Genomic DNA, 9,326 nt, shown 5'->3' with positions numbered 1-9,326 from the left:
ACTCGGTCAGATCTTCCCAGGCGTCTTTCAGCTTGCCGAAAAAGCCGGTCGAATTGGGCGTCTCGGCACCGGTTTCGGTTGCCTGGAAATCGCGCAAAATCTGCCGCTGCTGCTTGGACAATTTGGTCGGGGTCTCGACTTCGATCTGGACGACCATGTCGCCATTGCCGCGTCCGCGCAGGACCGGCATGCCGGCGCCGCGCTGGTGGATCTGCTTGCCGCTCTGGATGCCGGCCGGAATGCGGATGGCATGTTTCTCCCCGTCGAGACCGGGAATGGTGATTTCACCGCCGAGGGCGGCGAGCGTGAAGCTGATCGGCGCGCGGGTGAACAAGGTCGTGCCTTCGCGTTCAAAAATATTGTGCCGGATCAGGTGGATGAAGATATAGAGATCGCCAGCAGGCGCGCCGCGCGCGCCGGCTTCGCCCTTGCCGGTCAACCGGATCCTTGTGCCGGTATCGACACCGGCCGGAATTTCGACCTCGAGCGTCTGTGGCTTGTCGACACGGCCTTCGCCGTAGCAGACATGGCACGGACTTTCGATTACCTCGCCGCGGCCCTGGCAGCTGGTGCAGGTGCGTTCGACCACGAAAAATCCCTGCTGGGCCCGGACCTTGCCGTGGCCGTGGCAGGTGGTGCAGCGCTGGACGCCGGTTCCCGGTTCGGCACCGGAACCATCGCACTCGTCGCAGCCGACCGAGACATCAATTTCTATTCCGGTATGCTTGCCGTGATAGGCGTCTTCGAGCGTGATCTCCATGTCATAGCGCAGATCGGCACCGCGCGCCGGGCCACGGTGCTGCTGCTGGCCGCCAAAGCCGCCGCCGCCACCGAAGATCGTTTCGAAAATATCGCCAATATCATTGAAGGCCGCACCGCCAAAGCCGCCGCCGCCCGCATTATTGCCGCCGCCATTGGTAAAGGCGGCATGGCCGTAACGGTCATAGGCGGCGCGTTTCTGCGGGTCCTTCAGAACGTCATAGGCTTCACTGATCGCCTTGAATCTGGATTCTGCAGCGGCATCGCCAGGATTCTTGTCCGGGTGCCATTGCATCGCCAGCTTGCGATAGGATGTTTTCAGTGTCGCGCCATCACAATCGCGCGATACGTTCAGTTGCTCATAATAATCGATTTCGGATGCCATACTCATGCTTCCCCCAAAGCGAAAAGATTGTCGTCCCGGCGCAGGAAGAAGCCGCTGGTATCAAGTCCAGCGACCCTGCCTGCGCGCGAGCGACGTTTCAATCCTTACCCAGCCGCCTTGGCGTCATCTTTCTTGTCTTCGTCGTCCGAGTCATCAACTTCGGAAAACTCGGCATCGACCACATCATCGTCAGCCGCCTTGGCTGCCGCGTCGGCCGCAGCCGCATCACCGGCGTCACCGCCAGCGGCCTGTTCGGCCTCGTAGATCTTCTGACCCATTTGCATGGAAACCTGCGCCAGCGCTTCGGACTTGGTCTTCATCGCTTCGGGATCGCCGCTTTCAATGGCTTCCCTGGTTTCCTTTACCGCCGCTTCGATCTGACCTTTGAGGTCAGCGTCAATCTTGTCGCCATGCTCTTCCAGCTGCTTCTCGGTGGTGTGGACCAGACTTTCCGCGTTATTCTTGGCTTCCGCCTCGGCCCGCCGCTTCTTGTCTTCTTCGGCAAATTTCTCTGCGTCCTGCACCATCTGGTCGATATCGCTATCGCTCAGACCACCGGAAGCCTGGATCTTGATCTGCTGTTCCTTGCCCGTGCCCTTGTCCTTCGCGGACACGTTGACGATACCATTGGCATCAATGTCAAAGGTCACGTCGATCTGCGGCACACCGCGCGGCGCAGACGGGATGCCGACCAGGTCGAACTGGCCGAGCATCTTGTTGTCCGCCGCCATTTCGCGCTCGCCCTGGAACACGCGGATGGTCACCGCACCCTGATTGTCATCTGCGGTCGAGTAGACCTGCGATTTTTTCGTCGGGATCGTGGTGTTGCGGTCGATCATGCGCGTGAACACGCCGCCAAGGGTTTCGATACCCAGCGACAAGGGTGTCACGTCGAGCAGCAGCACGTCCTTGACGTCGCCCTGCAACACGCCTGCCTGGATGGCAGCGCCCATGGCAACGACTTCATCCGGGTTCACGCCGATATGCGGTTCCCGGCCAAAGAATTTCTGTACGGTTTCGCGTACCATCGGCATCCGGGTCATGCCGCCAACCATCACGACATCGTCGATATCCTTGGCTTCGACGCCCGCATCCTTGAGTGCCTTCTTGCAAGGATCCAGAGTCCGCTTGACGAGGTCGCCGACCAGTTTCTCCAGATCGGAGCGGCTGATCGCCTTGACCAGATGCTTCGGTCCGTTCTGATCCGCAGTGATGAACGGCAGGTTGATTTCGGTCGTCTGCGCACTCGACAGCTCGATTTTCGCCTTTTCCGCCGCTTCCTTGAGACGCTGCAGCGCAAGCTTGTCCTTGGTCAGGTCGATACTTTCGGCCTTCTTGAAGTCCGCTGCGAGAAATTCGACCAGCTTGGCGTCAAAATCTTCGCCGCCGAGGAACGTGTCGCCATTGGTCGATTTGACTTCGAACACGCCGTCGCCGATTTCGAGGATCGAAATATCGAAGGTACCGCCGCCAAGGTCGTAAACGGCAATGGTCTTGCCGTCATTCTTGTCGAGGCCGTAAGCCAGCGCCGCAGCGGTTGGCTCGTTGATGATCCGCAGCACTTCAAGACCGGCAATCTTGCCCGCGTCCTTGGTGGCCTGACGCTGGGCGTCGTTAAAATAAGCCGGGGTGGTGATCACGGCTTGCGTCACGGTTTCGCCAAGATAGGCTTCGGCCGTTTCTTTCATCTTCTGCAAAGTATAAGCGGAAATCTGGGAAGGGCTGTAATCTTCGCCGCCTGCTTTTACCCAGGCGTCGCCGTTTGGACCCTTGACGATTTCATAGGGAACCAACTCCATGTCCTTCTTTGTCATCGGGTCATCGAACCGGCGACCGATCAGACGCTTCACGGCAAAGATCGTGCTTTCCGGATTGGTGACGGCCTGGCGCTTGGCCGGCTGGCCAATCAGGCGCTCGCCATCCTTGGTGAATGCGACGACCGACGGGGTTGTCCGTGCGCCTTCTGCATTTTCAATGACTTTTGGCTTTCCGCCATCCATAACGGCAACACAGCTGTTGGTGGTGCCCAGATCAATTCCGATAACTTTACCCATAAATCCCTCAATCAATTTTCTAACATTAGCAAAATTGCCGCCCGGCCCTGTTCAATTGGCACCGTTACGGCTTCGTCAAGCGATATAGGTGGCATTTTTCTTGGCACAAGACGTCAGTCATCCTACATTTGAAAAATCAACGCAAAACAACCATATCGGGACAGGTTTGCACCGATTGAACGAGGTATCACAATGAACAAAATCTCCATCATATTCGCCGCATCTGCATCGCTTCTGCTTGCCTCCTGCGGTCAGGGAGACGTGCTCTATGCCGACAAAGCGGTGGTCAATCTGTCACCGGTCGAAGGGAATCCATCGGCTGGCTATATGGACCTGCATGGCGGCCGCCTCGACGTGGAGCTTGTTGCGGTTACATCCGACGACGTGCTGCGCATGGAGATGCACGAGACGGTCGAAAAGGACGGCATGACAAGCATGAACAAAATCAAGTCCATTCCGGTTCCGGCGGGAAAAACGGTGAAGCTGGAGCCCGGCGGCAAGCATTTGATGATCTGGGGAGTCGGCGAAGGATCCATCAACCGCAGGCTGCTGACCATGACTTTGATCTATTCAAATAATGACCGGATCCAGATCAACGCCGTGGTCAAAAAAGCCGGCGAAGCTGCACCCGCGGATGAATGATCGGGTATTGCGGTGACCCGCCGTCTTCTGACCTCCGCCGAAATCTCTCTGTGCCGGTCGATTTTCGGGCAGGCCATCGACTATGACCAGGTCACCGTCTTCAACCGCAAATGGTGGCTTTTCCAGCATCCGCGCGTGACCATGGCACCGGATGGGAATCTCTGGTTCCATCCGAAAAGCGATTTGTTCTGCGATGATTTCTGTGGATCGCCGCGCAATGTCCAGGCACTGTTCATCCACGAAATGGTGCATGTCTGGCAGCATCAGCAAGGTGTCTTTCTGCCCTTTGCGCGCCATCCCTTCTCTCGTTATGATTATGAACTGCTGGAAGGCAAACGCTTTGCCAGATATGGTATCGAGCAGCAGGCCGAGATCGTCAGCCATTATTTTCTGCTGAAAAGCGGAGCCAGATTGAAAAATGGCTATGAAATTTCTGATTATCAGCGATTGCTGCCCTTTTAGACGCCTATCCGGCAAGCGCTGCAGATGGCCGGAACGCAAGGCATCCCGACCATCCTTTTGCTGATCAGACCGTCCTTCTCCTAAAAGCGATAGGCCAGGCCGGCGCTGACCACCCAGGGGTCTATCTTGTGACGTGTGCGCAAGACTTCGGTTTGTCCGGGAAACCAGCGCGCGGTGGTGGTGACGAAATAGCGCTTGGCATCGACGCTGAGGCCGAGCCCCTTGTCGTTGAGCGGCAGATCGAAACCGGCCTGCAAGGCAAAGCCAAGCTTGTCGTTCATTTTTTGCCTTGTGGCGCCCAGCGCCTGAGCTGTTGCACCGGCCTTCTCGTCGATGAAAATGAAATAGGTGGGGCCTGCTCCAATATAGGGCTTGAAACCGGACCCGGTGACCAGATGATATTTTGCGGTCAGCGTCGCGGGAATGATATTTGCGTTGGAAACCAGACCGGCACCGTCCAGCGGTCCCGTACCGGTTACATCATGCTGGGTAAGGCAGCAGATCGTTTCCAGCGAAAGATTCGGGGTGAAAAAATATTCAGCAGCGATGGTGGGAACGAAATTGTCATCGGCCTTTGTCTGGGTACCAGCTGGCAGTCCGATATTGTCCAGTTCGATGGCGGTAATCTTGCCGTCCGGCGCAACCAGCGTCGCCATGGCCTTGATCTGGATCTTGCCATCGAAGGAACCGGCTGACGCCGCTCCGCTCATCGCCAATGCGGCCGCTGCCGCAGCCAATTTCAGTTTATTTTTCATAAGGTCAGTCCCTGTGCGGTTGCTATCAGTCTCTGACCGGAGCCATTAGCTCGGCGGCAAAAATGCGAATATACGCAATTTCCCTGATCGCGACCGGCAGCCATTTGCCAGTCCCGATCAGGCGGCAGCCTCAGCTGCAGGCAAGGTTGGATGTACGCTGGATAGCGGCAATCTTGTCCTTGATCTGCAGCCGAATGCGCTTGAGCTGCCGCATTTCCTGCTGGCGGCCAGCGGCCCTGCAATTGTCGATCAGGCGATTCAGCCGCCGGTGCTTGTGCTTCAGGGTTTCCAGATAGTTTTGCATATCATTCTCCTTGGATTCACAGTGATAGCCAAGGAGACCTCATCGATCCAATCGAATGATATAGAGAATATTGATTTATATTATCTATGATGATTTCGGACCGACGATCATCCGGGATAGCAGTCAGCCGCAATTGATCGGCAGTCTAGGGCAACAGCCCCAGTTTTTCGCGCATCATCCATCGCCCCAGCATCAGCACAGCGACGACGGCCAGTCCGCCTGCCAATCCGGTCCAGACACCGATGCCCTGCCAGCCCTGCCAGAAAGCGAGAGCGGCGCCCAGGCCGATGCCGATGAACCAATAGCCCATCAGTGCGAACAGCATTGGCACGGTGGTATCATGCAGCCCGCGCAGCATACCGGCGCCAACGACCTGCGCACCGTCGACGATCTGGAAGATCGCGGCAATGGCGAGAAAACTCACTGCCAGCGCCGCCACTTCGGCATTGCCGGGAGCGCTGGCATCGATGAATATCGAAATAAGAAAATCGGGGGCCAGAACGAAGACCAATGCCATCGCTGCCATGAAGGACGTGCCGAGGATGAAGCTGACCCATCCCGCGCGCTTGATCCCTTCATGGTTTTTCCGGCCATATTGGATGCCGACGCGCACCGTGGCGGCCTGACCCAGCCCCATCGGCACCATGAATGTCAGGGCCGCCAACTGCAAGGAGATGGCGTGAGCAGCAACGGATTCGGCGCTGATCAGCCCCATCAGCAAGGCGGCGAGGCCGAATACGGAGCCTTCCAGCCCCATGGTGATGGCAATCGGCAGGCCGAGGCGCCACATCATCCGGTACCGCTGCCAGTCGCTCCGCCAGAAGCGCCCGAACAGACGATAGCGCCGGAAGCGCTTGTGGCCCAGCACGACGAGCGCCATTCCGGCGAACATCAGGACATTGGTCATCACGCTGCCGATTCCCGCGCCGATGACGCCAAATTCCGGGACTCCGAACTTGCCGAATATCAGCGCGTAGTTGAACAGGGCATTGGCCAGCACCCCGATGATGCTGATGATCAAGGCCGATACCGGCTGTTCCAGCGCAGATATGAAATTGCGCAGGATGATGAAGAAGAGAAAGGGCAGGATCGACCACATATAGGCGCTGATATAGGTGCCCGCCATGGCAGCGAGATCCGCCTGCTGTCCGAAGGTCAGCAAGATGGTTTCGGTGTTCCAGAGGATGAGCCAGAACGGCAAAATAACCGTCGTCGCGGCCCACATCGCCTGACGAAATGTCCGGCGCACGTCACGAACGCTGTTCCCCATCCGGCCAATTTCCGTTGCCATCATTGGCGCCGAGGCCGTGATCAGGCCCATGCAGAAAATCGCCGCGCTCATCGCCAGATTGAAACCCAGCGTGGCAGCGGCGAGTTCCCGCGCGCCCAGCCAGCCCAGCATCAGTACGTCGGTTGCGCCGATCAGTGCCATGGTCAGGTTGGACAGGATCAGCGGCCAGGCCAGTGATGCCGTAGCCCGCAGTTCATGCCGCCAAGGCTGTTGCTCTCGCAGGGTGAGGGACGCGCTTGTCATCGGCGCGCGTTAGCCCAAGGCATACCGCTAAGCTAGTGAAACCAGCGCTGACTGGAGGTTCGAGCGACTATCTCGGTCTGGAAGGATAGCCCGGTTTACCGTAACAGTCATAGTCCAGACGTCCGCGGTTATCATAACCGTCACAGCGGCCATTCTTGTCGATGAAATAGCCTGCTGCGGCGCCGGCTGCGGCACCGATGGCCGCACCTTCGAGGACGTCACCGCCGGTGATGGCGCCCACTGCAGCGCCGGCGGCAGCGCCGGCACCAGCACCTTCGGCTGCATAATTCTGGGCACAGGCCGAAAGACTGATCGCCGCTGTTCCCGCCATTGCCAGTTTACTTGCAAACTTGATCATCGCTTTACTCCTAAAAAACTGCCCCGCTGGTCACCTAACCCGTCATCCGGCTTAAGGTTCCGGGATGATATATTTAACCGGGCGAAATGCCTGACCGACACAGCGGGCTGAAAAATCGGTTTGCCCCATCTGATTTCATTTGATACTATCCTGCCATTGAGCAAGCGGCCCAACCCGCGCTTGCGCAAGTGGTGACCCTATGAAATTGTCAGATTATGATATGTCCGCTTCCCGCGGATTTCTCTCGCATTTTGAATTTGTCGAAATTGACCTTCCCGATTTTTTTGCGCCGGTCGTCGAGGCCGCCGATAATCTTTCCGGCCTGATGACCACCGGCGGCGTGCGCCACTGGCTGGAGCGTTTGCCCATGCTCGATCTCGCCGATTGGGCCACCCAGGCACCGGAAGAGCAGGTTCGGGTGGCGATGGTGCGCTATTCCTTTCTGGTCCAGGCCTATGTCTGGGGCGAGTCCGAGCCGCCGACCACGCTGCCCGCCAATCTTGCTGGCCCCATAGTATCGCTCGCTGACCGCCTCGATCAGGCGCCGCTGCTGCCTTATAGCGGCTATGTGCTCGACAATTGGGCGCGGCTTGATCCGGTCCGTCCGATCGACCTGGACAATGTCTATATGGTGCAAAATTTCTATGGTGGTGCAGACGAGAACTGGTTCGTGCTGATCCATGTCGCGATCGAAGCGGCGGCGGCCCCCATCCTAGAAATGGCTTGCCAACTGGTTGCGGCAGCCCGTGCCGAAGATCCCGTCCGCGCCACGGCAATACTCGAGGACATGCACGGTCATTGGGACACGGTAAACGCGATTTTCGACCGGATGCCGGACCGCTGCGATCCCTATATCTATTTTCAGCGGGTGCGGCCCTATATCCATGGCTGGGCCAACAATCCCGCGCTGCCCGATGGCCTGATTTACCAGGGCGTCGAGAAATATCAGGGCAAGGGACAGGCGTTTCGCGGGCAGACCGGATCGCAGAGCTCGATCGTGCCGAGCATGGACGCCTTGTTTCAGGTCCAGCACGAGAATGATCCGTTGCGGGCCTTTCTTGACGAGCTGCATGCCTATCGTCCGGTCCGGCATCGCCGTTTCATCGAGGATCTGCGCGAACAGAGCAAGTTGCGCGACTTTGCCATTGCCAGCGGCGACGCGGCGCTGAGAAAGGCGTTCAATGCGAATGTGGAGCAGGTTGCCCGCTTTCGCACCCGGCATCTGGAATATGCAGCCCGCTATATCAACAAGCAGGCGGGGAGCGGCAAGGGCAATGATACCGAGGTCGGTACCGGCGGCACGCCGTTCATGAAATATTTGAAAAAGCATCGCGACGAGAATCGGGCACAGCTCATCTAGGCGCCCTGTCCACTCGCTGAAAAGGAGCGGATAAAATCCTTGCGTCCGCTCCCTGCCCTCTGCCACTAGGCTTGCGCGCAACGGGGGACATCTATGCTATCGGCAATCGGACTTATCGGCGGACTGGCGCTGCTCATCTGGATGACGGTACGCGGGGTGAATATCCTGATCGCGGGGCCGGTGGCAGCCGCGCTTGTCGCGCTGACCAGCGGTATCGCCTGGCTGCCGCCGCTCGCTGCAGCGGGCGCGCCGGATTTTGCCACGGCCTATATGGACGGATTTGTCGGCTTTTTCAAAAGCTGGTTCTTCATGTTCCTGCTCGGCGCGATATTCGGCGAGATCATGGGCGCGAGCGGGGCGGCGGCGAGCGTCGCCCACTGGATCATCGAGAGGATCGGGATCAAGCATGCGGTGCTGGCGGTGGTCGCGGCCTGCGCGGTACTGACCTATGGCGGGGTCAGCGTGTTCATCGTGTCGTTCAGCGTCTATTCGCTCGCGGTGCACCTGTTTCGCGAGGCGGATCTGCCACGGCGGTTCATCCCGGCGGCGCTCGCTTTCGGGTCGGTCACCTTCACCATGACCAGCGCCGGCAGTCCGGAGATCCAGAATCTGATCCCGATGGAATTTCTCGGCACCACCGCTTATGCCGGTTGGCAGGTCAGCCTGGTGGTCGCGCTGTTCATGGCGGTGACCGGCCATTTCTGGCTCAACCA

The 9,326-nt window shown here is 58.4% G+C and carries 9 protein-coding genes and 1 pseudogene; 4 read left to right on the top strand and 6 right to left on the bottom strand.

From position 1 onward, the window contains the following. Both dnaJ and dnaK read right to left on the bottom strand, forming a co-directional pair. Positions 1–1,144, bottom strand: a 1,144-nt coding sequence (dnaJ, locus tag ACEW8J_RS14545) for a molecular chaperone DnaJ (protein ID WP_373492360.1), incomplete at its 3' end; no start/stop codon positions are given. A gap of 104 nt (positions 1,145–1,248) precedes the next feature. After that, a complete protein-coding gene (gene dnaK, locus ACEW8J_RS14540; protein WP_373492359.1) occupies positions 1,249–3,198 on the bottom strand; it encodes a molecular chaperone DnaK in 1,950 nt (649 codons plus the stop codon). 192 nt (positions 3,199–3,390) lie between these two features. Here dnaK and ACEW8J_RS14535 point away from each other — a divergent pair, with 192 nt between their 5' ends. Beyond that, the gene (locus ACEW8J_RS14535) at positions 3,391–3,840 is read left to right on the top strand and encodes a copper chaperone PCu(A)C (RefSeq protein WP_373492358.1); all 450 of its coding nucleotides are present in this window, start codon (positions 3,391–3,393) and stop codon (positions 3,838–3,840) included. Between the two features lie 12 nt (positions 3,841–3,852). Next, positions 3,853–4,302, top strand: coding sequence for a vgr related protein (locus tag ACEW8J_RS14530; RefSeq protein ID WP_373492357.1), 450 nt, complete (start codon positions 3,853–3,855; stop codon positions 4,300–4,302). Positions 4,303–4,382: 80 nt separating this feature from the next. On the opposite strand, the gene ACEW8J_RS14525 is transcribed toward ACEW8J_RS14530, so the two are convergent. The 4 genes from ACEW8J_RS14525 to ACEW8J_RS14510 form a co-directional block, all read right to left on the bottom strand. Next, positions 4,383–5,057 (bottom strand): OmpW family protein, encoded by a 675-nt coding sequence (locus ACEW8J_RS14525; RefSeq protein ID WP_373492356.1) that lies wholly within the window; start codon positions 5,055–5,057, stop codon positions 4,383–4,385. 130 nt (positions 5,058–5,187) lie between these two features. Next, the gene (locus tag ACEW8J_RS14520) at positions 5,188–5,361 is read right to left on the bottom strand and encodes a YdcH family protein (protein ID WP_373492355.1); all 174 of its coding nucleotides are present in this window, start codon (positions 5,359–5,361) and stop codon (positions 5,188–5,190) included. Positions 5,362–5,506: 145 nt separating this feature from the next. After that, complete coding sequence (locus ACEW8J_RS14515; RefSeq protein ID WP_373492354.1) at positions 5,507–6,895, bottom strand: MATE family efflux transporter; 1,389 nt, start codon at positions 6,893–6,895, stop codon at positions 5,507–5,509. Positions 6,896–6,962: 67 nt separating this feature from the next. Continuing rightward, positions 6,963–7,253 (bottom strand): YMGG-like glycine zipper-containing protein, encoded by a 291-nt coding sequence (locus tag ACEW8J_RS14510; protein WP_373492353.1) that lies wholly within the window; start codon positions 7,251–7,253, stop codon positions 6,963–6,965. Positions 7,254–7,473: 220 nt separating this feature from the next. On the opposite strand from ACEW8J_RS14510, the gene ACEW8J_RS14505 reads away from it, so the two are divergent. Both ACEW8J_RS14505 and ACEW8J_RS14500 read left to right on the top strand, forming a co-directional pair. After that, a complete protein-coding gene (locus ACEW8J_RS14505; RefSeq protein WP_373492352.1) occupies positions 7,474–8,613 on the top strand; it encodes an indoleamine 2,3-dioxygenase in 1,140 nt (379 codons plus the stop codon). A 93-nt stretch (positions 8,614–8,706) separates the two neighbouring features. Continuing rightward, positions 8,707–9,326 (top strand): annotated as a pseudogene (locus tag ACEW8J_RS14500) (GntP family permease); the annotation flags it as partial.

It is taken from the genome of Parasphingorhabdus sp., assembly GCF_041748495.1.
Classification (GTDB): Bacteria; Pseudomonadota; Alphaproteobacteria; order Sphingomonadales; family Sphingomonadaceae; genus Parasphingorhabdus.
This window is presented reverse-complemented; position numbering and strand designations above follow the sequence as displayed.

Excerpts from the sequence above, each read along its gene's own strand:
- ACEW8J_RS14520 (WP_373492355.1), bottom strand. The coding sequence starts at position 5,361 with ATGCAAAACTATCTGGAAACCCTGAAGCACAAGCACCGGCGGCTGAAT.
- ACEW8J_RS14515 (WP_373492354.1), bottom strand. The coding sequence starts at position 6,895 with ATGACAAGCGCGTCCCTCACCCTGCGAGAGCAACAGCCTTGGCGGCAT.
- ACEW8J_RS14535 (WP_373492358.1), top strand. The coding sequence starts at position 3,391 with ATGAACAAAATCTCCATCATATTCGCCGCATCTGCATCGCTTCTGCTT.
- ACEW8J_RS14525 (WP_373492356.1), bottom strand. The coding sequence starts at position 5,057 with ATGAAAAATAAACTGAAATTGGCTGCGGCAGCGGCCGCATTGGCGATG.
- dnaK (WP_373492359.1), bottom strand. The coding sequence starts at position 3,198 with ATGGGTAAAGTTATCGGAATTGATCTGGGCACCACCAACAGCTGTGTT.
- ACEW8J_RS14510 (WP_373492353.1), bottom strand. The coding sequence starts at position 7,253 with ATGATCAAGTTTGCAAGTAAACTGGCAATGGCGGGAACAGCGGCGATC.
- ACEW8J_RS14505 (WP_373492352.1), top strand. The coding sequence starts at position 7,474 with ATGTCCGCTTCCCGCGGATTTCTCTCGCATTTTGAATTTGTCGAAATT.